The sequence below is a fragment of the Cupriavidus sp. LA-1 genome (genome assembly GCF_055385985.1).
On sequence record NZ_AP031387.1, the window covers coordinates 2346476 to 2370369 of the forward strand.

Genomic DNA, 23894 nt, shown 5'->3' on the forward strand with positions numbered 1-23894 from the left:
GTGGGGCTGACGTTTACCTACTCTTGTGTGCGGAGCCCGTTCGCAGCATCAGCTCCATCTGCTGTGCAATCTGCAGCAGCGCACCGTCGTCGCCAGGCTTCGCGACGATCTGCAAGGCAGCGGGAAGGCTGCGCTCGCCGGTCGCCAGGGGAATCGAAATGGCAGGAAATCCCGCGACATTGAGCGGTGCGGTGTAGGTCATCAGCGCCTCGCGGACCGTGCCGGTCCAGGCGCCAATGCTGACGGTTCCGGCATCGAGATGCGGTGCGGTGCAGGGGCATGTCGGCAGCACGAGATAGTCAACCGTCGACATCACCTCGTGCAGCCTTGCCGTGAAATCTCTCCTGGCCTGCTGCGCCACCGCATAGGCGCGCAGGTCCATGGCTTCGGCGCGCTTCAGCCGGTCGACGGTTTCCGGGTTGTAGTGCGTCGAGATACAGCCCCAGTCGTTTCGCCGGAAATGCTCGATGCCGCCTTCGATCAGGACGATGCTCGCGAAGGCATCGAATACCGCATCGAACAGACCGGACGTGCCGACGCTCATGCAGGCAAAGTCTTGCGCCAGCCGCTTTATCGCGCCGTCAAATGCCGCGGCAACTTCCGGGCTAAGCGGAACCGGTGCGATGTCACGAATGACGCCCAGCCGTGCGGACAGCCACGCATCGCTCTCGGGAACCTTGATGTCAATGGCATCGGCGAGCAACAGCACGTCGTCGACCTGCTCGCCGAGCAGGCCAACGTGGTCGCAAGTGGGCGCCAGGGGAAACACGCCGCGCGTCGATAACGTGCCGAGCGTGGGCTTGTATCCGACGACGCCACACAGCGCGGCGGGAATCCGGACCGAGCCGCCGGTATCCGTGCCCACGCCCGCCGTGATGGCACCGTGCGCAATCGCCGCCGCGGCGCCACCACTGGAACCCCCGGGTATGCGCGCATGGTCCAGCGGATTCAGGGTGGCGCCGAACCTGGCGCTGGCGGTTGTCACGCCCCACGCGAATTCGTGGGTCGTGGTCTTGCCGATGATGATCGCGCCGCGCTCCACCAGAGTCTTCACGATGTCCGCATCGGCGGCTGGCACATGACCGAGATAGGCTGCGGAACCGTAGCGGGTCTCCATGCCCCTGGTGTCGATCAGATCCTTGACCGCAATGGGCAGTCCTTCCAGTGGCCGCGGCCGGCGTTCGCCATAGCGGCGATCGCTTTCCGCCGCCGCCTTCAACGCACGGTCCCAATCGATCGCCGAGAATGCATTGAGCAGCCGCTTGCTGGCTTCCGCGCGTTCGAGTGCCTGCTCCGTCAATGCCGTCGCCGTGATCTGCCGCGTGGCAAGGGCATCCAGCGTGTCGCGCAAGCCCATGGCATGCGGGGCCGTCGTTCGGGATGGGCGTCGGCTGCCGTGCTGATCGAGCGACGCGACAGCCGTCGGTAGTATGTCGTGGCCAGAGAAGATCGCGTCTTGTGGCTGGCAGTTCAGCTGGTTCATGTTTTCCACTCCAGGGTGGCGTTGCGGTTGGCTTATCCCTGGTTGGAAACGATAGGTTGATCGGCTCGGCCTTGGAAGCTGGCTGGCGCCGAACGCAGCGTCCATGAATACGGAACGCCTGGCGGGCCACACGGGGCGTGGTCCGCATAGCATTGGAGGCGGAGGAGGTAGTGCCGGGTCAGCGGCCGTCGAACGCCGTGACCTTGGGCAGTTCTACGGCAAGGAAATCGACCAGCGACCGCACCGCGGGAAGCAGTCCGGTCCGATAGGGCATGAGGGCGGAGATGCGCGCATCCGCGGCGATCCAGCCCGGCAGTACCTGCCGCAGCACGCCAGCCTGCAGCTCGGACCGGCAGATATACCCGGGCAAGGCTGCCACGCCAACGTTGGCGCAGGCTGCCTCCTTCAGGGACATCATGCTGTTGCTCTGGAATCTTGGCTCGATCGGGACGGTGACGAGCCTGCCCTGGGGGCCGCGCAGTTGCCACTGCAGCGGCCCCTTGCGCACCATCGAGACGATGGCATGGGATGCAAGTTGCTCCGGTTCCTCCAGGCGTGGCATCCGTTCGAGGTAGTCGGCACCGGCAAACAGGTACCATGGCGCCCGGACAATGGGCCGTTGGACCAGGTTCGAATCCTGCAGTGCCGAGGTATGTCCGCGCAGCGCGAGGTCGAAGCCCTCGCCGACAACGTCGACAAGCCTGTCCGTGGCGATTTCCACGATGCTGACCTTGGGATGGCTGCTCAGGAACGTCGGCAGGACCTGGCGCAGCGCAAACTGCGCAAGCTCGACCGCTACCGTCACGCGGATGATCCCGCTGGGCTCCGCGAGCCTCTGGCGCATTGCCTGTTCCGCGACGTCTGCGCTCTGCAGCAAGGCGACAGCGTACTGGTAGAACTCAGCGCCTACGTCGGTCAAGGCAAACTGGCGCGAGGTCCGGTTGATCAGGCGAACGCCCAGCGAAGCCTCCAGCTCCTTGACCCTGTGACTTAACGTGGACTTGGGCAGCCCCAGGCTGTTGCCGGCAGACGTAAAGCCCCCGCGGTCGACCACTTGCACGAAGTGAAAAACGTCTTTCAGGTCCAGCATCGGGCTGCCTTGGTAACGGTTGGGTCGGGGCCAATGGCGTGTGCTTTCCATCGCATGGTACTGCAAGGGGTGCGCACAGTGCCACGGTTGGGCCCCCAATGACCGCCATTGCCGTGGCCGGCGCCCGCTCGCGCCACGACCGCCCGAATCCCACCGATCGCGGCAAACCTGGCAGCAAACGACACTACGTCGGCGTAAACCGCGAGCGCACGCATGCGCAGCTTGCCGGGTTCGGCAAGCCGCGTATTCGCTTCGAACCTCGCCGCATTCCGATCAAAGCGGGAAGGACAGTTCAATCCAGAATTTGCTGCCTTGTGGCCGATTCTGCACGTCGAACTCGCGCTGGTACTTGAACGCAATGCCAGCCGCCGGCGACCACATGTATCGTAGTTGCGGCCCGATCGCGACAGCTTTTCCGCGAAACCCATCCCCTGGGACGGGCGCACCATTGACCTTGTCATCGGTGAACTGCTTCAGCAGATATCCCTGAAGTCCGAGCTGGAACTTGCTGTTCAGCGAATAGCCAACAAGATACTCAAGTGCTGCAACAGCGCCAGAGTGATATCGAGTCGCTGAATTCGGTGAACTGAACTCTACCGACATGGTGGTAGAGACTTCAACTGCGGGCGTGGGGAACCATGTCGTACTGAGTTGCGGCGTCAGCGCATATACATTGCGGCCAGTGTTCGCCACTCGGTTCGCGGAGTAGGACCCGCTCGGCACTGAAATTTCGGTGGTGAGGTAGGCGAAGAGTGATCGCGATAGATTTGAATAACCGATGTAGAACGGCTCAACGATGATGTCTCCAATTCCATTGCGCTTGTCGCTGCCGCCCGGCGTGTCCGCCCGAACATGAACGAGCGGGACGATTACACCACTAGACAGGGTAAAGGGGCCTAAGGTAGTGCCCCAGGTGTGAACGAAACGCGGGGCATCAATAAACGCGTTCAACTGGAACCCGGGCAGGAGACTTTCTCCATGCGGGCCAGCGAACTTTCCGGCATCGTAGTAGAGCGTGTAGTTGTAGAACTGGGTTTCACCAGGCGGTGGCAAGATTCCATTCAATACGGTATTGACGCCAATAGGGTAACTGGTCTGGCCATTCTCGGTTGCCTCGACATTCGAGGCCAGCAAGCATGCGAGCGCAACCACCGCCAGAAATCTCGCGGGCACTTTAATCATGTCTCCTCCGTCTCTCTATATTTTCTTTCTCGGCTGAGGGCTCCGGGCATCCGGATCAGCCGGTTGAGCGCGCCTACGCTGACTATTCGACACCTCCGCAACTTGCCGAAACTCGCTAACGATGGCTATCGCTTATTCGCGCTTTTCCAGGCCAACGAGCGACCTGGACGGCTCCGCGTGTCAGCCATCGACGAACGAGACGAACTCGTCCAGGTCCATCTTGCCCAGCTCCATGTTGTTTTCCGGGAAGCTGTTGTCTGCATAGCCGAGTGACATTCCGGCCACGATCATCTCCCCGTCGGGAATGGCGAGGCCTTCACGAAGGACGGCCGATTGCAGCGACCAGATCTGCTGCGGGCAGGTGTCCAGCCCCCGGGCGCGCGCGGCCAGCATGATGTTCTGGAGAAAGCAGCCGTAGCAGATGAAGCTGGCCCATTCCAGGCGCCGGTCCATGGTGAAGATCAGTCCCACCGGCGCATCGAAGAACCGGAACTGCCGTTCGACGTCGCGCCGGCGCCCGACGAGATCGCTCCTGTGCACGCCCTGCGCATCGCCCAGCGTCCCGCGAAACGTATTGAAGCGCGACGAGTATGGCGCCGGCAATTCCTTTGGAAAGAACGGGTAGTCGGGCGTCAGTCCCTCAGGATCGGCGCGATACGCCTCGACCGCGGCTCCCGCAATCTTCTCGCGCGCCTTTCCGGTCAGCACATGGCAGCGCCAGGGTTGCGTGTTGCTCGAACTCGGCGCGTATTTCGCGACCGACAGGATGTCCCTGACAGTCTCGATCGGCACCGGCTGGTCAAGGAAGCCGCGCTTGCTGTGGCGTCCGCGGATCAGCGCTTCTGTAATCTGGATTGCCTCCATCTTCATGTCTCCGTTCTAGTGGTGGGGGTCGCTACGGTGGAAAGGATCATAGACACGTCCCCTGCCTTGTGAAGACGGCAAAACTTGAAAGCTTCGTCCGGAAACAACGAACGACAGGCCCCATTCGCATATGTGCGGCGTCCAAAATCCTGGACGCTCTGTTCTCAAATCCCGCGCGCACGCGCGAACCCGATTCGCCTATCTTCCTACTCGGGATCGGAGCCCCCGATCGCATACGAAAACATGGTGGAGAAGTGGAATGAACCAGTTGAAATGCTTGCCGCAGGAAGAGATTGTGTGGGGACACGACGTGCTGAAAGCCGTCGCCCCCTCCATGGGGAACTACGGCATCCGCCGTCCGATGACGTTCACGGTGGAATTCCTTGAGGCATTGAACCGCGAGCACCTGCAGCCTGCCATCGCCGACGGCGTGGGCACCTTCACCGGGCTGCCGCCGCATTTGCCAGACTTCGCCGTACGCGACGGACTGCGTGCATGCATCGAGGCCAATGCGGGATCGATCATCGCCCTCGGCGGCGGCTCTGTACTCGATGCCGCGAAGGCAGTCTCCTACCGGCATTTCCAGCAGACAGGCAGCTACCTGCCGATTGCCGCGATTCCGACGACCCTGTCGGGTTCGGAGTTCTCCCACTACTTCGGCGTGACGGAAACGGACGGTCCCCAGAAGTTCAAGCGCAGTTATGCCGTGCGCGAGACGACGCCCAGGCTGGTGGTGATCGATCCCCGGATGATCGTCGGCACGCCACGTATGCTGCTGCTGAGTTCGGCCATCAAGGGGATCGACCATGCGGTGGAAGGCATGCGCCGGGTCGACGTGGATCACCCTCACGCCATCCTGGCCGCCAGGGGCGTGGAGCGCTTCCTTGCCGTGCTGGAGAAGTGGCCGCGCAAGCTCGAAACGCGCGAGGCCATCGCGGGCGGCCACGTCTCGACCGACGACCTGTTGCAGCTCCAGCTCGCCGCATGGCAGTGCTACTTCTACCCTGCTTCGGTCATCTACGGCCTGAGCCATCGCATCGGGCACATCCTCGGCGGGACGTTCGGGGTTCCGCACAGCGTGACATCGTGCATTGCGCTGGCGCCCGTTATCCGCGCCTGCGCCGACGCCTATGGCCGAAAGCTCGAGATTTTCTCAACGGACCGTGGCGGCCGCACGCCCGCCGCATGCCTCGCTGACCGCATCGAGGCAGCCGTGGACGCACTGGAATTGCCGAGCCGGCTAGGCGACCTCGATTTCGACCGGGCGAAGCTTCCCGAGATGGCGGCCCTGCTCAAGCAGAACTATCCCTCCGAGGTCGGCGACCTTGGCGAGGATGCCGGCACGAAGCTGGATGCGCTGTTGGAGAGCCTGTGGTAATGACCGGCCGGCCATCCGGCAGCTTCCCGCCCCCCGATGCCCTGATCACCGCGACCGGCCCGACGCCGATGCAGTCGATGCTGCAGACCGTCGCCGTTCCACAGAACTTGCCTGACCCCACCACCACGAGGAGACCAAAGTGAACGATACCGTCAAGCCCGCATCCCCGGCGCCGGCCGGAACCCCGGCCGGGCATACGCCATACAGCGACTGGTTACAGACAGACGTGCTCCACTCGCTGCAGCGCCCGGTCAGCGATCATCCCGGCGAGCACGCCTGGATCGTATCGGCCCAGGTGTCCGAGCTCTACTGGATGCTAATCATCAAGGAAATAGAGGCCGCGCAGGCGCAATTGCGTGCCGATGACCTGAGCGGCGCCTGCCGGACGCTGCGGCGCGTGGTCGCCCACCACGAGCCGCTCAATGCCACATGGCGCTCCATCGCGTGGATGACGCCTGTCGACCTGCTCGCCATCCTGTCCTGCGTTGGCCCGAAGTACGGCAAGGACACCGCCCTCCAGGGCTGGACGTACCGGCAGATGGTCTACCTGCTCGGCATCAAGCAGGGAGAGCACCTGCAGCACTTCCTGCCGCAACCCCGGCGCTGGGAACAACTCAGCAAGGCGCTGGCAGAGCCGAGCCTGTATGACGACGTGCTCGCCCACCTGGGCCGCAAGGGCTTCGCCGTGCCGGCGGTGGTACTCGACCGCGATTTCAGCGTGCCCTACACGCCGGACAAGGTGGTCGAGAACGTCTGGCGCGAGGTCTATGCCGACCCGGACCAGCACCGGGAACTGCAGCAGCTCGGCGAGACGCTGGCCGACATCGCGGAGGGATTCTCCGCGTGGAAGCACCTGCACCTGATGGCAACGCGCCGGACGTTCGGCGCCCGGCCAGCCTACTTCGGCACCGAGGGCATTGCCTGGCTCCTGCCGACCATGAACGAGATCCCATTCCCGGAACTCTGGTCTGCGCGCGGCTTCATCGGCGATCCGCCTGCGGTGTGTCCGCACGCGCGCGGCCAGGGAAATGCCCGGGCTGCGGAGTGACACGCTCAGGACGGTCATGGCAAGGGTCAACAATCACAAGATTGCGGCGCTCGCGTCCATGACGCGTCAATCATGCCGGGGACGCAGGACTTGTTGCCGCCTGGCCTGAGTGGTTGCCATGCCATCGTGCCACCGGCCTGTGCCGGTGCAAAAAGAAGGGCGGAGACTGCGAATCTCCGCCCTTTTTTACCATCAGGCTTCTACTTTCAGGCTGCCACGTGCTGCGGCTGGACGTGCAAGGCGCGGGCGACGGTCGTCACCCTGCGGCCCTGGAACCGGGCAACCGCCAGGTGATCGTCGTCGGGCTTCACGGCGTCACGCTGCGAGACGTGCGTCGCGCCGTACGGAGTACCTGCCTTGAACATCGCCGCGTCGGCATAGCCCAGCGGCACGATGATCAGGCCCAGGTGCGCCATGGGCGCATAGGTTGCCAGCAGCGTGGCCTCATTGCCGCCGTGGCGCGAGGACGTCGAGCCGAAGACCGAGCCCACCTTGCCATTGAGTTTTCCCGCAAACCAGAGGCCGCCGAGCCCGTCGATATACGCTTTAAGTTCGGACGAGATCGACCCGAACCGCGTCGGCGTGCCGAACACGATGGCGTCAGCCCACTCGGCATCGGCTTCGGTCGGCGCCTCGTATTTCGCGTTCATCTCCGTGGCGTTCTCGAGCCAGCCCGGCGCCTGCCGCATCACGTCGGGGCCGACAACCTCCCGCACACGCCGCATGCGGATTTCTGCGCCAGCCTCGAGGGCCCCCTCGGCGACAGCCTTGGCCAGCATCTCGGTGGAGCTGTTTCGTGAGTAGAAAACTATCAGTACTTTCGGTTTTTGCATGGTGATTCCCGGCAACGTCATACAGAGATGGGCTCGAGCCGGCCCAGCAGCTCGTCCTTGCGCTCCGCCAGCCACGGCGGGAGCTGGAACTCCTCGCCAAAATGGCCGGGCTCTTCATCGATCGCGAAGCCGATGTCGGTGGTGGTCGCCTCGAACATCACGCCGCCGGGCATCTTGAAGTACATCGAACGGAAGTAGTTGCGGTGCACCGATTCGGACGTATCGATGTAGCCCAGGGCAAACATTCTCTCCTTCAGGATCGCCTGCTGCTCCACGTTGTCCACCGCGAAGGCCACATGGTGGACCGTGCCTTCGCCGTAGATCGACGAACCCTGGTGCCGTTCCGGCTCATGCAGGAACTCGACGAGCATGCCCGGGCCGCCGTTGTACGTCTCGAAGCGATAGTAGGATCCCGCCTGGCCTGCGTTCCGGAAACCGAGAGCTTCGCTCATGAAGCGGATCGATTCGTCGACTTCCCGCAGCGACAGCGTGATGCTGTGGACGCCGCGGATGGCATGGGCTTCGGGGATATCGCTGGCCACGCAAGCCGGACGCGAATCGAGATCCGTTTCGACAAGATCGAACTCGATGCCGCACGGATGCTGGAATCGCTGGCGGCGCTCTCCGAAGCGCTCGACGATCTCGCTGTCATACGGGACGTCCATGGCATCGAAGCGGCTGCGCCAGAATTCGAGCGAGTCCTTGGGAACCGAGTAGTTGATGACCCGCACCTGGCCCGATCCCGGACGCGCCATGACACCCCGCTGACGGAACGGGAACGACGTCACCAGGGTCCCAGGATCGCCGTTCGCGTTGCCGTAGTAAAGGTGGTAGATGGGATCCTCGCCGTCGAGAAGCACGGTCTTCTTCACGAGGCTCTGCCCGAGCAGCTTGACGTAGAAGTCCACATCCTCCTGTGCGTGCCTCACGCCGAGGGTCAGATGATGAAATCCCTTGAGCATTAACATTGTCCTCTCCAGTTTGAAACAGACATGTGGAAACAGCGCATAGCCGCTCCTGTGCAACAGCTTATGACGGCAGATACCGATTGGGCAGCCGTCACAGGTTGTACGCAGGGTTCGGCAAACTTGGACAATGCCGCCCCGAGAGGCGTAGTGCGCGCGGTGGCGCCGGAGGGAGCAATTCCCGAGGCTGTCGGGGCGCAGATGCGCCAGAACGCCAAGGCTTGCCTGGGTGGCAGTGGGCGCCAGCGCTGGAGCATGATCGGACGTCGCGCCCCCCCCGCAACGAAGGCCGCTGGCATCGGAATGGCCGGCGGTTTCCATGTCATGCTCGACTGATCGGTGTAGACAAAGGCGCAACGACGCACCAATATTGCCGGCAATGACCCACACCGAAACTCAGGAGAATCCATGTCCTTTACGCGGTGGAAGCACAAAGCCTCCCACATCCTCAAATCGTCCGCCTTCATCGTCGTTGCCGCCTCGATCCACCCCCATGCCGCTTTCGCCGCCGACAGTGCCCACCGCGACGCCTTCTTCTGGCTCGGCGAGATCAACAAGGCATCTGCCGTCATCAATACCGACGAAGGCCTGCTAGACAAGCCTCTGGCGCCGAAGGTCGCCAAAGGGATTGCAACCGTGCTGGCCAACGGCGATAAGCCCGGCGGCAAGCGCCCTGCGACCGTGATTACCTTCGAGCCGCTGATGATCCAGGCGGCAGGCCAGGAGGTCACCCTGCTGCACGCCGGCCGCTCCAGCCAGGACATGCTTGCCACGGTGCGCGCGGCGATGCTGCGCGAAAACGTGCTGTCGCTGGCTGATCAACTGAACAAGACATCCGCCTTGATCGTTGGACTGGCCAGGCAGCATGCCGGCACCATCGTGCCAAACTACACGAACGGGGTGGCTGCGCAGCCGAACAGTTACGGGCATTATTTGCTGGGTATTGCCGCGGGGCTCGACCGCGATGCGGAGCGAATCCGTGAAGCCTATCGCCGCATCGACCGCTCGCCGATGGGCACCACCGTGCTGAATGGGACCGGCTGGCCCCTGAATCGTACGAGGATGGCGGGCTACCTCGGATTTTCCGCACTGGTCGACAACGCCTATGACGCGTCGCAGATCAGTGCAGTGGATCTTCCGGTCGAGGTAGCGTCGATCGTAACCAGCATCGCATTGCACGCCGGGAGCTTTATCGAGGATGTGATGACACAGTATGCCCAGCCGCGTCCGTGGATTCTCCTCCGGGAAGGCGGCGGCAATACATATATATCGAGCGCGATGCCACAGAAGCACAATCCTGGACTGCTGAACTCCACGCGGGAACGCGCCTCGACCGCACTGACGCTGGCGATGGGTCCGGTAATGCGGGCACATAACCTGCCGCCTGGCATGTCCGATGCCAAGGACGCCGTCGTGAATGGTGAGATGGTCGACAGCGCGATTCGGGTTTTGCAGGGTTGGGACAGGGTCATGCAAGCACTGGTCATCGACCCGCAGCGTGCGCTGCAGGAACTGGACCGCGACTGGACCTCGTCGCAGGAACTGGCCGACGAACTCATGCGCAAGTACAAGCTACCGTTCCGCATCGGACATCATTTCGCCTCGGAGCTCGTCGACTACGCGAAGGCGCACGACATCCGGCCGAGCGCATTTCCCTACGCGGAGGCTCGTCGCATTTATGCCGAGTCCGTGCGTGGCTACAGCAGCAACACTGACTTCCCGATGACCGAAACCGAGTTTCGCGCGGCACTGGATCCGGTTGCGATCGTCAACCACCGCGTCACGAGCGGGGGACCGCAACCTTCGGAGATGGCACGCATGCTGAAGGAGGCAGACCAGCGACTTGCGCAGCAGGATGCCTGGATCAAGGGAATGCGCGGCAGCATTGACGCGTCATTGGCGCGACTGGACCGCGATTTCAGCAAGCTTCTGAAGTAAGGGTATGAGGACTACCCGCGCGCGGGTAACGCTTCGCTTGCCTCATCAGACCTGCTGAGGCCGGGCACCGTTGTGCCCCAGCCCGCAAGCGGAACCCTCTCCGCGTCAATCGCCGCGCGCCGCCGGCGCGCCTGGGCTCACGTCGAAGGGGCCGAGTCCATCCCATAGCTCAGGGGGGCACTCGCGGCGGCGATCGCGGCCGGCACCTGCCGCCGCAGCCATGCGTGCGCCGGGTCGGCCGCGTGGCGCGGATGCCATGCCATGACCACCGTCTCGCCGCGCGGCAGGAACGGCAGCGGCACCACCACGAGGCCGAGGCCGGGCGCCATCGCCCGCGCCAGTCGCTCGCTGAGCGTGGCGACAAAGTCGCCCCGTGCGGCGATGACGGGCGCCGCGCTGGCGTGCGCCACGGTGAGCACGACGCGCCGCGCCAGGCCAAGCGCGGCCAGCGCGTCGTCGACTGCCGATGGCGCCCCGGCGCGGCGCTGCACGTCAATGTGCGACTGTGCCGCGTAGCGGCGCGCGGTCGCAGGGCGGGCGGCGAACGGATGCCCGGCGCGCACGACCGCGATCAGCGCTTGGGGGAAGAGGTCGACGGCTTCGATCTCCGGCTCTCGCGGCCTGAACGTACCGATGTCGAGGTCGACGCGACCGTCGCGCAGCGCACCGTCGTCGTCCTGTGTCTCGGTCACGAAGCGTAACTGGGCGCGCGGCATCTCTGCCGCCAGTGCGGCGCCGAGGGCACCGCCGAAGGCGATCGCGAAGCCGTCCGGCGCGCGCACGACGAAGCTCCGCTCAGTGTCCGCCAAGTCGTCCCCGCGCGGCGCCTGCACCAGCGCCGCGGCCTGCGCAATCCACTGCGCCACCGGCTCGCGCAGCGCCACGGCACGCGGCGTGGGCACCAGGCGCCGGCCAGCGCGCACCAGGAGCGGATCGCCAGTGAGTTCGCGCAGGCGCGCAAGCGCGTGGCTGGTCGCCGGCACGCTCAGGTGAAGCCGTTCGGCGGCACCGGTGACGCTTCCGGCGGCCAGCAGCGCGTCAAGCGTGCGCAGCAGGTTCAGGTCATATGTTTTCATGCTGTGCAATATTGGCTTCAGAACATTGCACTGGTCAAGTGGGTCCGGCAGATCCAGACTAGTCAATATGACTCCCCTGGAGGGCAAGAGGGCTGGCCCGCCGCGAGGAATCTAACGCGGGTTAGCATCACTGCCAGAGCCGCATGGTGTGGACAGTGCCACACCCGGCGATTTCCAGCACGGAGGCCAGCATGGAACACGATATCACTTTGTATGTCGGGTTGGATGTCCATAAGGACTCGATCACGGTCGCCTATGCACTCGGCATGGGTGAGGTCGAGCTGCTTGGCAAGATCGGTACCTCGAAGGCCGATATAGACCGCCTGTGCAAGCGCCTGCAGTCCAAAGCGCGCCGGATCCGCATCGTCTACGAGGCCGGCCCCTGCGGCTATGGCCTTTACCGACAGCTTGCAGGGAAGGGATTTGAGTGCATGGTGTGCGCGCCGTCGCTGATCCCGAGGAAGCCCGGCGAGCGCGTCAAGACCGATCGGCGCGATGCGGTCAAACTGGTGCGATCGCTGCGCGCCGGTGACCTCTCGGCCGTGTACGTGCCCAGCGTCGAAGACGAAGCATTCCGGGATCTGTCCCGCGCGTGGGTCAGCGCCAAGGACGATCTGAAGCGGGCCCGACAAAGGCTAAAGGCCTTTCTGCTCTCGCACGGTGTCCGCTACACCGGCAGAGCCGACTGGGGACCAGCGCACCGCCGCTGGATTAGTGCCTTTGCCTTCGATGCCGTGTGGCAACAACTTGCCTTTGACGAATATCGACGTGCCATCGAGGATCGGCTCGCGCAATGCAGCCGTCTCGAGGCGGCCTTGCGCGAAGCCGTGGTCAACTGGCGCTTCTATCCGGCCGTACTCGGCTTGCAGGCCATGCGCGGCGTGCAGTTCACCACCGCGATAGGCATGCTCGCCGAATTGGGCGATCTCTCGCGCTTCGCGCATCCGCGCCAACTGATGGCCTGGCTTGGCGTCGCACCCTCCGAACACTCATCGGGGGACAAGCGGCGCCAAGGCAGCATCACCAAGAACGGCAATAGCTATGCAAGAAAGCTGCTGATCGAAGCCGCCTGGAGTTACCGGCACCCGGCACGGGTGAGCCCCGAGATTCAGCGCCGGCACGAAGGCATTCCCAAGGCCATCGTTGACCGGTCCTGGGACGCCCAGGTTCGACTGTGCCGGCGCTATCGGAAACTTGCCGCGCGCGGCAAGAACCCGAACATTGCGGTGGTTGCGGTGGCCCGCGAACTCAGCGGGTTCATCTGGGACATCAGCCAGCTCGCCATGTCGCTTGCCGTACCGAATCAGGCGCAGACAACCTAACCCAGCGCCCGATATCAACCTATCTGACACCTACGGTAGAAGCCAGTTTCCTGAAGGCGGCGTAGCCCGGCACACGAGCAACCCGCGCGATGGCTAAGCAATGGATTTGATCCGACTTGCGGCACTAGATAGCGGCAGGCTCATTGGGCGGACCTCTGTAATGCGGTAACCAACCCGCGGATATCAGCGTGATCCACCGTCGAGACTTACTGCTACGTCGCCCTCAGGAAATTGAATGGAGGAACAACATCCAACTGTGAAACTAAATCAAACCAATCTCGATTGACACGGGGAGTCATATCAGCCCCATCACGCCCCTCCTTCCGCCGCCACGACCCGCATTGCCACCTCAGCGGCGGTGCGGTCCCAGCGCGGCAGACGGTTGGCGTGCACTCGACCAAGGCGATCGCGGGCGAGCTGCCGTGTCGCGCGAACTGCGATTTCTCGATGGCTGTCGCATGTGCAGTATGCAGCGCCGATCCCACCCGAGCTCTTTCATCACTACCTGATTCCCAAGGATACGTTATGGCCACCGTTTCAAAACACGACTCCCCCATCCTCGTGACCGGCGCCGCCGGCGCGGTCGGCGCCATCGGCCGCAGCGTCACCGAGATGCTGCTGGCCCAGGGCTACAAGGTGCGCGCCATGGTGCGACGAGAGGACACCCGCGCCGAAGGCCTTCGCCGCCTCGGCGCCGAGGTGGTCGTGGGCGACCTGACCGACCTCGCCTCGGTGCACCGCGCCGTCGAGGGCTGCAAGCGCATCTACTTCGGCATGTCGGTCTCCGCAGCCTATCTCGAGGCCACCGTCAACATCGCCGCGGTCGCCCGCCACCATGGCGTCGAGGCCATCGTGAACATGTCGCAGATGACGGTCACGCAGATGAGCATTACCGAGACTACCGACAGTCCCCAGCACAAACTGCACTGGCTCGCCGAGCAGGCGCTCTCATGGTCCGGCCTGCCGGTCGTCACGATACGGCCGACGGTATTCCTGGAGGGCTTCTTCCAGTTGCTCGCCGCAGCGGGCGTGCGCGACAGCGATGCGCTTGTGCTGCCGCTCGGCGGCGGCCGCACCGCGCCCATCTCCGCGTTGGACGTCGCGTTCGCTGTCGCCTTGGTGCTGGACGAGCCCGCTCCGCACCTCGGTCGCACGTACAACCTCACGGGACACGAGTCGGCCGACCTGACGCACTTTGCGAAGGTCTTCTCCGACGCGCTCGGGCGCACGATCACCTACCGCGATGTGCCGGTCGACGCCTGGATCGGCAAACTGCGCGAGGCCGGTGTTCCGGCTCACCTGCTGGCCCACTTCGCCGCAATGGCGCGCCTGCACCAACAGGGCCGCTACGACCGCATGACGGACGACTTCACGCGGATGACAGGCCGTGCGCCGATGAGCATGCGCGAGTTCGTCCAAACCCACGCCGCGGCGTTCACACGGCACACGATGACCGCCTGAATGAGGCCCACGCATCCGACTATCTGTCTGCGCCCGGCCATCGTCGGGCGGTTCTCTTCTTCTTAGCTTACAAAAGATTATGTCCGCTACTCTTGCTGGTCCGGCCGAGAAGATTTCTCCTCCTGACAACCTGCCGGCCAACAGACTGCTCCACGGTCCGTTGTTGCCAAATTTGATCCGCCTGGCCTTGCCGACGGTCGCAGTGCTGTTCATGACGACCTTCGTCAGTGTCGCCGAGACCTATTTTGTCAGCTCACTGGGCCTGAAGGCGATCGCCGCCGCATCCCTGGTGGTTCCCGTCATGGTGATGATGACCACGCTGGCGAGTGCCGGCATCGGCGGCGGCGTATCGTCGGCCATCGCCCGCGCCACCGGCGCCCGCCGCCAGGACGAGGCGGCAAGCCTGGCCTGGCATGCGGTAGTCATCGGCGCCGCAGCAGGCGGACTGTCCTCCCTGGCGGTGCTGCTGGCCGGCCCGGCACTGTACCGCAGCCTTGGCGGCAGCGGACCATCGCTGGACCAGGCGGTACTCTACTCCGACATCCTGTTCGGAGGCGCGATCCCGTTCTGGATACTGCTGCTGCAGGCGGCGCTGCGCGGAGCCGGCAACGTCAAGGTGCCGGCGACGATCATACTGGGCGGCGCGGTCGCCGGCCTGATACTCTCACCGGTGCTGATCAATGGCTGGCTGGATGCGCCGCGCATGGGCGTGGCGGGCGCCGGCGTCGCCCAGGTACTGTGCAATATCGCCGCGCTCGGCGTGGTGGTCGTCTACATGCGTTCGCCCTCGTCGACGCTGCGCCTGCGCCGCTATCCGCTGCAGCGCAAGCATTTCAGTGCGATCCTCGGCGTCGGCCTGTTGTCGTCGATCAACGCCGTCATGTCGGCCATATCAGCCAATGCGCTGACCGCTGCGGCCGGTGCCGTGAGCGTCGCCGCCATCGCCGGCTATGGCATTGCCTCCCGCCTCGAGCTGCTGCTGGTACCGGTGATGTTCGGATTCGGAACTGCCGCGATCACGCTGGTAGGCGCGAACCTGGGTGCAGGCAACGTGGTGCGTGCCCGGCGCGTGGCGATCGTGAACTTACTGCTTGTTGCAGGCGTGGTTGGCCTGGGCGGACTGGTTGTCTCGCTCTTCCCGCAATTCTGGCTGGGCTTGTTTACCAGCGATAGGGCCGTGATGGCGGTCGGCGCACAATACCTGCACGCAATAGCGCCTCTGTATGCGGTGATCGGCGTGATTTTCGAGCTCTACTTTGCAGGTCAGGGGGCGCAACGCATCCTCTGGCCGCTGACCGCAAGCGTGGTGCGCTGCGTATTTGCGCTGGCCGCCATGGTGCTGGTCCTGCAAGGCTACGCGAGCCTGCACACTGCTTTCGTACTGGTGGCCGTCAGCATTGCCTTGGCGGCGACCATCAGTCTGGTTGGATTTCTGCGGACCCGCTGGGACCGCTAGACACCAGGGCATTGGCCGGCCCGCTCAACTGGTCGCGTATACCGACGTCGACCGGCGCCTGCGAGTATTCATACATCCGCTGGCCAACTGCTCATGAATCTTGCGTATTGCAAGTTTCCCACTCAAACAGGGGATTTCAGATGCACCTCATCCAAAAGATTACTCATTTGTCCATCCGATACGATTCAGGGTTGAACACTGCCAGCGACCCCACGACCGTCGCTTGAGCAGGCGACACATCTCTTCATACGCCTCGGTACTTGCATTAAGCAGCACCAGGACGCCGGGCGGAGCGGGCCTGTTCGAAGCTCACCGACTACAACCGGCTCGACAAGGGCGGGCATTTCTTGGCATGGGAGCAGCCCAGCCCTCTTTCACTGCATCTGCGCCGCCTTGCGCTCCGTCAGGAGTTTCTGAATCTCGGCTTCCGTCTCCTTGTACCGTCCCTCGCCGTAGTGCTGATAGACGATGCGGCCGCTGGCATCGATCAGGTACGTAGCGGGCCAGTACTGGTTGCGGAACGCTGACCATGTTGCATACATGTTGTCCTACGCCACGGGATAGCGGATGTCGAACCGCTTGATTGCTGCCTGCACGTTGTCCGTCGATCTCTCGAACGGAAACTCCGGCGTGTGCACGCCCACGACTACCAGCCCCTGATCCTTGTACTTTTCGTGCCACTGCTTGACGTACGGCAGCGTGTTCACGCAGTTGATGCAAGAGTACGTCCAGAAATCCACCAGCACTACCTTGCCGCGCAGTTGCTGCATCGTCAGCGGTTCCGAATTGAACCAGTGGTCGATGTTCGCAAACTCCGGGGCCTTGCCCTGATCACCCACCTTGGGGCCCTCTGCAATGGCGCCGGTGCCGAAAGCATAGATCGCAGCAATGCCTGCTGCGGCCAGGATGGCACGAATAACGTTACGCATGATTCAGGCTTCAGAGTTTGGATAACTTGCCCCCCCGTTCGCACGGCGAGCGAGGGGGCAAGGATCAGACCAGGATGGTTTCGATATGGACATTGCCATGCAGCGCCTTCGAGTACGGGCACGTGCGGTGCGCGGTGTCTACCAGCGCCTTAGCCACCTCTCGTTCGATACCGGGGATGTGCACGCGCAGCCGTGCCTGCAGCAAGTACTCGGTGCCGGCAGTACCCAGGTCAACTTCCGTATCCACCGACAAGTCCTCCGGCATTTTGATCTTCTGCTTGCCTGCAGCGAGGCCGATGGCACCGATGAAGCATGCCGACCAGCCGGCGGCCAGCAATTGTTCCGGGTTGGTCCCCTGCCCCTTGCTGCCCGGGGACGACAGTGCGATATCGAGCCTGCCATCATCGCTGCGAGCGGTACCATCGCGGCCGCCGGACGTGATGTGGACCTTGCCGGTGTACAGGACTTTCTCGATGCGGGTCATGACGCGCTCCTTCTACAGTTCAATGGGTGTTCAATAGCGGATTGGCGGGGATTGCACGCGGTGCGGCGATCAGGCGTAGGCGCCGTCGAGGTACGGATCGACCTTGCGGGCCGGATCGGCCGACACACCGGTGCGGTCCAGGCCAGCGACGGTATGGGCACCGTCGTAGTACGGATCGACGGCGCGGGCCGGATCGGCCGACACGCCGGTGCGGTCCATGCCAGCAATGGTGTGCGCGCCGTCGTAGTACTGGCTGCGCTGGTCCTGCACGGAACGCGCACCTTCCGTGTACGGGTCGCGGGCATCTCTCGACGAACGGGCACCTTCGCTGAATACTTCGTGGGCATCCTGGACGGAGCGAGCGCCCCCCGAGTACGGGTCACGGGCATCGCGGACGGAAGCCTGCGCGCCGGCAGCAGCGGCAACCAGGGCGACGGCGAGGACGAGGCGCTTGGCGTAGGTCTTGGACATGATCAGTTTCCTTTGCATTGATTGGTTTGCGATATGCGGCTTACGTTGCCAGGTATGGCGCAGCAGCGTTTTCGCTTTGTCGGTTGTGCGTTGCGCTGCCATGGAACGTATTTAAGACGGTGTGCGTATCGCGCTCGTAGCGAAATACGGGTCTTAGTGTCAGGTAGCGTATTGGTACCGCCGGCTGATACAAACGCGTACAAAAAGGAAAGGAAACCGCGGGGAAGCGCCCGGCGCCTTCGCGGCGGTTATCCGCTCTCAATCCATAAGCGGCCATTCTCGCCGTCGCGGCGGCGACCAACCCGGCGCCGCCGCATCTGGCATCTCACGCTTTACCCGCCCGCCATCGTCGATCTGGACGGCGTCAAGAAGGCTGGCGAAGACGCGCGGAAATCCGGGAGTTCCGCGCTCGCTCGCCAATACCATCGTCCAATGGCGCCCCTCGTGGCCTGCGGCCTAACATGAGCCATCTGCGCTGGCGTAGGCAGGTGCCAGCCCCTCCATGGCGGGCACCCTGTCAATGCCGGCCCCGTCCGTCCTTCATGGGACCCATCAACGCGGGCGCTTGCAACGTCTCCTCCGGCACCCCCTCCGGTTGCATCGCCCGGCGCCTTGCCGGGGGCATGCCAATCCAGACTCCCGGCCTTTCTATTCAGGCTGCTCCCCGCGATCGGGACCAGGAAGGTCACGTTGGGCGTGCAGAGAATATGCAGGATGACGACGGCGGCCTGCGCAGGCCTTCTCACCCCGGCTGGCTGGCGCCAACGCATCCAAACCGATACCAAGGTACAAGTGCTTTTGCACCTGACTGGCGTTGAAATCTCAATGCAGATCAGGCCGGCCTGTTCCCGCGGCGCGGACCTGTCTTTATGCCACGGCTTCCAACATCCCGTACCGCGATCGCGCGGCCTTGACAAATGCGACCATCGCACTCGAAACATAGGCGTCGCGCCGCCTGATGAAAAGCGTCTCGACATGCGCCTTTTCGGGTGGAAGCTCGTGGATGGCAATCGCGTCCTGCTGGTTCGAGGCCGCGACGACGCTGCGCGGGAGGAGCGTCACCCCGACGCCGCCGGCAACACACGCGAGGATCGCATCCAGCGAACCAAATTCCAGCGGGCTCGCCACCAGCACGCCCATTTCGGCCAGCAGCGCTTCCAGCCGTTGCCGGTATGAACATCCCAGCCGGAACACGATCGTCTTCAACGCCTGCGCCGACTTTAAGGCCTCCAGGGACTTGAAGGTCCTCGGCGTCACCAGCACCAGTTCCTCCTGGAATACCGCCTCGGCATGGAGATCCGCGTGTTCGACCGGGCCGGCAACAAAGGCCGCATCCAGGCGGCATTCGATGACGTCGGTCGACAGGCTGCAGCTTGTGCCGGTCGTCAGCGACAGCCTGACCTGCGGGTACAGCCTGGCAAAGCTGCTGAGGATGGGAGCCAGGCGCAGCGCCGCAGTCGTTTCCAGCGTGCCAAGGACAAGGGAGCCATTGGGCGGACGGTCGTCCAGAGCAGCCGCGCGCGCATCCGAAACAAGCTTGGTAATGCGTGCAGCATACGGCAGCATGCGTTGTCCTGCCGGAGTCAGGCTGACACCGCGGGTATGTCGTAGGAACAGCGCGACGCCGATTTCGCCTTCGAGCGCACGGATCCTTGCGGTCACGTTGGATTGGACCGTGTGCAGCTCTCCTGCCGCCTTGTTCATGCTGCCAAGCCGGGCGACGGCTTCACGGGCTTCCTGGCGCCGGCGGCAAGGCCAGGAGCTGCCAACGGTTCCACGCGACCGCCGCCAGCTCCCGCGGTTCACGCTGTCATCATTCTTCGAGATAACTCGATCACGATAAACCGTTCCCAGGTTCATCAGAGCCTCGCTAGCATTATTCATGCGCCCCGGGCCAGCCGGTTATCAGAAAAGCCAATTGGGATCACGGTGATCTGTTGCGCACCCTCCAGGCCGTCCCGCGCGGCGCAATGGGCATGACGCTCGCGGGCCTGTTGCCGGCAATTGCGACGCTTGTGCGGCAGGCCGCCCACGAGCGAGAATCCGGCAAGATGCCGGGGTGCTTGCAGTCGGCGCCATACACAGGGCAAGCCCGGATAGAGAACATATTTTGCTGAAGCATAAAGAGACATCCATGGATACTTCCAAGCCTTCCAGCCAGCGCCGCGGCCTTCTCGCCATGCTTGGCATTGCCACGCCCATCATCCAGGCGCCCATGGCCGGCGTCAGCACCCCGGCCATGGCGGCCGCCGTGTCCGAGGCCGGTGGGCTGGGCTCGCTCGGGGTTGGCGCGATGGACGCGGAAGCCGCACGCAAGGCGATTCACGAAACCAGAGCGCTCACCGGCAAGCCATTTAACGTCAACCTGTTCTGCCATGCCCCGGCAAAGGCCGATGCCGTGCGTGAAAAGACCTGGCTGGACTACCTTGCCCGGCATTTCGCCGAGCACGGCGGGACAGCGCCCGCCAGCCTGCGCGAGATCTACAAGAGTTTCGTGGTCGACGATGCCATGTTCTGGATGCTGCTGGAAGAAAAGCCGGCGGTGGTGAGTTTCCATTTCGGCCTTCCAGCCCAGGCAAAGATCAATGCGCTGCGCGCGGCCGGGATTGTCCTGCTCGCCAGCGCAACGTCGCCGCGCGAGGCGCGCCAGATCGAAGCCGCGGGCTTGGACGCCATCGTCGCGCAAGGTATTGAGGCCGGCGGACACCGGGGCATCTTCGATACAGCGGGATATGACGAGGGCCTGGGTACGCTGGCGCTGGTACGCCTGCTGGTGCAAGGTACGCGGCTGCCGGTCATTGCCTCGGGTGGCATCATGGACGGACAAGGCATTGCCGCGGTTCTGGCCCTGGGCGCTGAAGCCGCGCAGCTTGGCACGGCATTCGTTGCCAGCCCGGAGTCCTCGGCCGATGCCGCCTATCGCGCGGCATTGACCGCGCCGAGCCCGCGCGTGACAACGCTTACGCGCGCCATCTCCGGCCGCGCGGCCAGGGGCTTTGTCAATCAGCTGACGGCCCTCGGTATTGCCCCCGACGCCCCCCCGGTCCCGGACTACCCGATTGCCTATGACGCGGGCAAGGCGCTGCATGGCCTGGCCAAGACCACGGGAAGCGCGGAGTACGCGGCGCAGTGGGCCGGGCAGGCTGCCCCGCTGGCCAGAGCGCTTCCGGCCGCCGACCTGGTCGCGCAGCTCAAGTCGGAGCTCGGGGAGGCAATCCGGCGGATGACCGCGCTGGCAGATCCGCAGGGCGCCGCTGGACAATCGGATTGGCGGTAATTGCCAGCACAAACAGAAATGAAACGGCAATTCGATGACCTCCAGCTCGGCAGCATCGAGCTGTTCTGCCTGGCCGCCGAGCTGGGCAGCTTCACCGCAGCCGCGGTAGCCGCGGGCGTGACACCGCCGGCGGTCAGCCGCACCGTGCAGAGGCTGGAAGAACGCCTGGGGGTGCGCCTGTTTGTGCGGACCACGCGGCAGATCCGACTGACCGACGAGGGACGGCTGTACTTCGAGCAGAGCCGCGGCGCGCTGGCGCAGTTGGTGGACGCGGAGCGTCAGATCAGCGGGCAGCACGCTGCCCCCGCGGGGCGGCTGCGGATCAGCCTGCCGACCCCCTACGCCCACTACCGCGTGCTGCCAGTGCTGCCGGCCTTCCGGGCGCAGTACCCGGAAGTCGTGATCGACGTACACATCAGCAACCGCAATGTGGACTTCTCGGACGACACCTACGACCTCTCGGTACGCGGACGCGCGCCGGATGACTCGAACCTGATCGCGCGCAAGCTGGAGGACGCCGAACTGGTTGTCGTGGCCACGCCCGGCTATCTGCGGCGCGCCGGCACGCCGCAATCCCTGGAAGACCTGCTCAGGCATGAGTGCATCCAGTTCGAGCGGCCAAGCAGCGGCCGCAGGATTCCATGGACGTTCCGGGTCAACGCAGAGGACACGGACGTCGTGACAACCGGTTCGTATGCGGTGTCAGAGGACATCCTGGGCGGGGCGACGCTGGTGCGCGCCGGCGCCGGCCTGTTCCAGACCTATCGCTTTGTCGTGGAACATGACCTGCGCGAAGGCACGCTGGTCGAGGTGCTGAAGGAATACGGCGGCAGTTCGCGCCCCTTCGTGCTGCTTTACCCGTCCGCACGCCATGTCACGCGCCGGGTACGGGTGTTCGTCGACTTCCTGATGGAGAAGTTTTCCGCATAGCGGCTGGCGCGCCGCCCTCAGGCGGGGCGAATCTGGGCAACGACAACAAGGATCACGGCCGCATTGCCCGGTTGCTGGAAGTGCGAGGAGATGGTCCGGGCGTGGCCGGCCTTCTCGCCCAGCACGTCACGGAACAAGTCGGAAGCACCATCAAGGACCGCCGGCTGGTCAAACCAGCCCGGCGCACCGGCGATGTGGCCGTCGACGCGGACAATGTGGTCGAGGCGATCGAATCCATCCAGGTAGGCATGGATCTGCGCCAGCACGTTGAGCGCGGCCAGTTCGGCGGCACGCTTGCCTTCCTCGAGCGTCAGGTCCTTGCCGACCTGGCCTTGCCAGACCACCTTGCCATCCTGCAATGGCAACTGCCCGGAGATGAACAGCAGGTCCCCTGCCTGGCTGACTGCGGTATAGCTGCCCAGGGGCTGCGGGGGCCGCGGCAGCACAAGGCCGCGCGCTGTAAGTTGTTCCTGAACAGACATTGTTGGCTCCATGAGAGTTTGGGCATGTGGCCAACTCTAGGTGCGCAACGGCTGGGGATAAAGGCATGGCAGGGAACAGGACTCGGTACCTGAGGTAACAAGTCGCACGCACAGCCTTTTTGAATGCCTTGGTATCAGCAAGGCTACAGATGACATGCGTTGACAACGCTGCCCGCAGACCCGGCAAAGCCCGGCCCATCCGGTCAACGCAAACTCATGATGAACTCAGGGAAGTGGGCGAAGCGCAGCCTCTGCGGCTTCGCCCGATTTTGTCAGCAGGTGCCGGCAACCTGGCCGGCGGCTAATCAGGCCAGGGCGCCGTCGGTGTACGGGTCGAACTTGCGGACACGCGCGCCATCGGTGTACGGGTCAAAGCTGCGGGCCGGGGCAGCCGAGACACCGCTGCGGTCCAGGCCGGCTACCGTGCGGGCACCGTCGGTGTACGTGTCGAACTTGCCGCCCACGCGTGCGCCATCGGTGTACGGGTCAAAGCTGCGGGCCGGGGCAGCCGAGACACCACTGCGGTCCAGGCCGGCTACCGTGCGGGCACCGTCGGTGAACGTGTCAAACTTGCCGCCCACGCGCGCACCCTCGGTGAAGGGGTCGAACTTGCCGGCGCGGGCACCGTCGGTGAAGGCATCGGTCTTGCCTACGCGGAACTCGTAGCCGTACTTGTCGGCGGGCACCGTGCCGGCCTGCGCAGCACCGCCCACAAAGGCGGCGGCAAGGGTTGCGGCGGTGATCAGGGTCTTGGCGAACTTGGTCATGATGGGCTCCTAACTTGGCAATGTCTCGTATCAGTTGCTTCTGGGCCAGTCGCTTTCGGTATTGTTATCTACTAGTAGATAGATAACCAGGCCAAAAAAAAGACCGCCTCCGGTAGTGCAATGGTCCCGCTGTCCGTTGACTTCCTGCTTCGTTGGCAGGTGGAGCAGCGCGTCCATGAGTCATATCCTATCTACTACTAGGTAGATAGTCAAGGAAATTCTTTTCTATCGGCCCGATAGCCCCCGCTCTGACAAGCGCAACTATTTGATAAATAAGGAAAATTACAACCAGACAAGCACGGCGGCTCGGGGGCGGATCGGCGGAACCAAAGCTCACCCGGAACGGCGCCAGGCAGCAGCCGTGCGCATCCCGGGTACGAGATGAAGCCGGAAAGGAAGCGCCCGCGACCAGCCGCCGCAGGCGTGCCCTGGACGCTCTGTGTATCGCACTGTATCTG

Annotated in this window: 21 protein-coding genes and 1 pseudogene; 8 read left to right on the forward strand and 14 right to left on the reverse strand. The window is 63.9% G+C overall.

The window, feature by feature from the left end:
• Positions 1–13: 13 nt before the first annotated feature.
• From ACZ5MJ_RS10970 to ACZ5MJ_RS10985, 4 genes are all read right to left on the reverse strand, one after another.
• Positions 14–1483: an amidase gene (locus ACZ5MJ_RS10970; protein ID WP_464219303.1), complete on the reverse strand. Its 1470-nt coding sequence runs from the start codon at positions 1481–1483 to the stop codon at positions 14–16.
• 178 nt (positions 1484–1661) lie between these two features.
• Positions 1662–2573, reverse strand: a complete 912-nt coding sequence (locus ACZ5MJ_RS10975; protein ID WP_464219304.1) for a LysR substrate-binding domain-containing protein — start codon at positions 2571–2573, stop codon at positions 1662–1664.
• Positions 2574–2846: 273 nt separating this feature from the next.
• Positions 2847–3755 carry a SphA family protein gene (locus tag ACZ5MJ_RS10980; protein WP_464219305.1) on the reverse strand — a complete coding sequence of 303 codons (909 nt, stop codon included), beginning with the start codon at positions 3753–3755 and terminating at the stop codon, positions 2847–2849.
• A 180-nt stretch (positions 3756–3935) separates the two neighbouring features.
• Positions 3936–4619, reverse strand: a complete 684-nt coding sequence (locus ACZ5MJ_RS10985) for a nitroreductase (protein ID WP_464219306.1) — start codon at positions 4617–4619, stop codon at positions 3936–3938.
• Positions 4620–4878: 259 nt separating this feature from the next.
• Here ACZ5MJ_RS10985 and ACZ5MJ_RS10990 point away from each other — a divergent pair, with 259 nt between their 5' ends.
• Complete coding sequence (locus ACZ5MJ_RS10990; protein WP_464219307.1) at positions 4879–5997, forward strand: iron-containing alcohol dehydrogenase; 1119 nt, start codon at positions 4879–4881, stop codon at positions 5995–5997.
• 139 nt (positions 5998–6136) lie between these two features.
• Positions 6137–7045 (forward strand): tryptophan 2,3-dioxygenase, encoded by a 909-nt coding sequence (locus tag ACZ5MJ_RS10995; RefSeq protein WP_464219309.1) that lies wholly within the window; start codon positions 6137–6139, stop codon positions 7043–7045.
• Positions 7046–7251: 206 nt separating this feature from the next.
• On the opposite strand, the gene wrbA is transcribed toward ACZ5MJ_RS10995, so the two are convergent.
• Together wrbA and ACZ5MJ_RS11005 are read right to left on the reverse strand one after the other, a co-directional pair.
• Positions 7252–7878 (reverse strand): NAD(P)H:quinone oxidoreductase, encoded by a 627-nt coding sequence (gene wrbA / locus ACZ5MJ_RS11000; protein WP_464219311.1) that lies wholly within the window; start codon positions 7876–7878, stop codon positions 7252–7254.
• 17 nt (positions 7879–7895) lie between these two features.
• Positions 7896–8846, reverse strand: a complete 951-nt coding sequence (locus ACZ5MJ_RS11005; protein ID WP_464219313.1) for a ring-cleaving dioxygenase — start codon at positions 8844–8846, stop codon at positions 7896–7898.
• Between the two features lie 405 nt (positions 8847–9251).
• Here ACZ5MJ_RS11005 and ACZ5MJ_RS11010 point away from each other — a divergent pair, with 405 nt between their 5' ends.
• The gene (locus ACZ5MJ_RS11010) at positions 9252–10781 is read left to right on the forward strand and encodes an argininosuccinate lyase (RefSeq protein WP_464219314.1); all 1530 of its coding nucleotides are present in this window, start codon (positions 9252–9254) and stop codon (positions 10779–10781) included.
• Between the two features lie 137 nt (positions 10782–10918).
• Here the strand turns inward: ACZ5MJ_RS11010 and ACZ5MJ_RS11015 are convergent, their stop codons facing one another.
• The gene (locus ACZ5MJ_RS11015) at positions 10919–11857 is read right to left on the reverse strand and encodes a LysR family transcriptional regulator (protein WP_464219315.1); all 939 of its coding nucleotides are present in this window, start codon (positions 11855–11857) and stop codon (positions 10919–10921) included.
• Positions 11858–12048: 191 nt separating this feature from the next.
• Between ACZ5MJ_RS11015 and ACZ5MJ_RS11020 the strand changes: the two genes are divergently transcribed.
• The 3 genes from ACZ5MJ_RS11020 to ACZ5MJ_RS11030 all read left to right on the forward strand — a co-directional run bounded on the left by ACZ5MJ_RS11020 (position 12049) and on the right by ACZ5MJ_RS11030 (position 16096).
• Complete coding sequence (locus tag ACZ5MJ_RS11020; RefSeq protein WP_464219317.1) at positions 12049–13179, forward strand: IS110 family RNA-guided transposase; 1131 nt, start codon at positions 12049–12051, stop codon at positions 13177–13179.
• A 525-nt stretch (positions 13180–13704) separates the two neighbouring features.
• On the forward strand, positions 13705–14640 hold the full coding sequence (locus ACZ5MJ_RS11025; protein WP_464219319.1) for an NmrA family NAD(P)-binding protein: 936 nt from the start codon (positions 13705–13707) through the stop codon (positions 14638–14640).
• A 79-nt stretch (positions 14641–14719) separates the two neighbouring features.
• Complete coding sequence (locus ACZ5MJ_RS11030; protein WP_464219320.1) at positions 14720–16096, forward strand: MATE family efflux transporter; 1377 nt, start codon at positions 14720–14722, stop codon at positions 16094–16096.
• A 374-nt stretch (positions 16097–16470) separates the two neighbouring features.
• Here ACZ5MJ_RS11030 and ACZ5MJ_RS11035 read toward each other — a convergent pair.
• From ACZ5MJ_RS11035 to ACZ5MJ_RS11050, 4 genes and pseudogenes are all read right to left on the reverse strand, one after another.
• Positions 16471–17025: pseudogene (locus ACZ5MJ_RS11035) on the reverse strand (thioredoxin family protein).
• Positions 17026–17089: 64 nt separating this feature from the next.
• Positions 17090–17509 carry an organic hydroperoxide resistance protein gene (locus ACZ5MJ_RS11040; RefSeq protein WP_464219321.1) on the reverse strand — a complete coding sequence of 140 codons (420 nt, stop codon included), beginning with the start codon at positions 17507–17509 and terminating at the stop codon, positions 17090–17092.
• A gap of 69 nt (positions 17510–17578) precedes the next feature.
• On the reverse strand, positions 17579–17980 hold the full coding sequence (locus ACZ5MJ_RS11045) for a hydroxyquinol 1,2-dioxygenase (RefSeq protein WP_464219322.1): 402 nt from the start codon (positions 17978–17980) through the stop codon (positions 17579–17581).
• A gap of 867 nt (positions 17981–18847) precedes the next feature.
• Positions 18848–19840 (reverse strand): LysR substrate-binding domain-containing protein, encoded by a 993-nt coding sequence (locus ACZ5MJ_RS11050; protein WP_464219323.1) that lies wholly within the window; start codon positions 19838–19840, stop codon positions 18848–18850.
• 274 nt (positions 19841–20114) lie between these two features.
• On the opposite strand from ACZ5MJ_RS11050, the gene ACZ5MJ_RS11055 reads away from it, so the two are divergent.
• Positions 20115–21257, forward strand: a complete 1143-nt coding sequence (locus ACZ5MJ_RS11055) for an NAD(P)H-dependent flavin oxidoreductase (RefSeq protein WP_464219324.1) — start codon at positions 20115–20117, stop codon at positions 21255–21257.
• An 18-nt stretch (positions 21258–21275) separates the two neighbouring features.
• Positions 21276–22187, forward strand: a complete 912-nt coding sequence (locus ACZ5MJ_RS11060; RefSeq protein WP_464219325.1) for a LysR family transcriptional regulator — start codon at positions 21276–21278, stop codon at positions 22185–22187.
• A gap of 17 nt (positions 22188–22204) precedes the next feature.
• On the opposite strand, the gene ACZ5MJ_RS11065 is transcribed toward ACZ5MJ_RS11060, so the two are convergent.
• From ACZ5MJ_RS11065 to ACZ5MJ_RS11075, 3 genes are all read right to left on the reverse strand, one after another.
• Positions 22205–22669, reverse strand: coding sequence for a RidA family protein (locus tag ACZ5MJ_RS11065; RefSeq protein ID WP_464219326.1), 465 nt, complete (start codon positions 22667–22669; stop codon positions 22205–22207).
• A gap of 305 nt (positions 22670–22974) precedes the next feature.
• Entirely contained in the window at positions 22975–23436 is a 462-nt protein-coding gene (locus ACZ5MJ_RS11070) for a copper resistance protein CopQ (protein ID WP_464219328.1), read from the reverse strand.
• A 30-nt stretch (positions 23437–23466) separates the two neighbouring features.
• On the reverse strand, positions 23467–23613 hold the full coding sequence (locus ACZ5MJ_RS11075) for a hypothetical protein (protein ID WP_464219329.1): 147 nt from the start codon (positions 23611–23613) through the stop codon (positions 23467–23469).
• Positions 23614–23894: the final 281 nt, after the last annotated feature.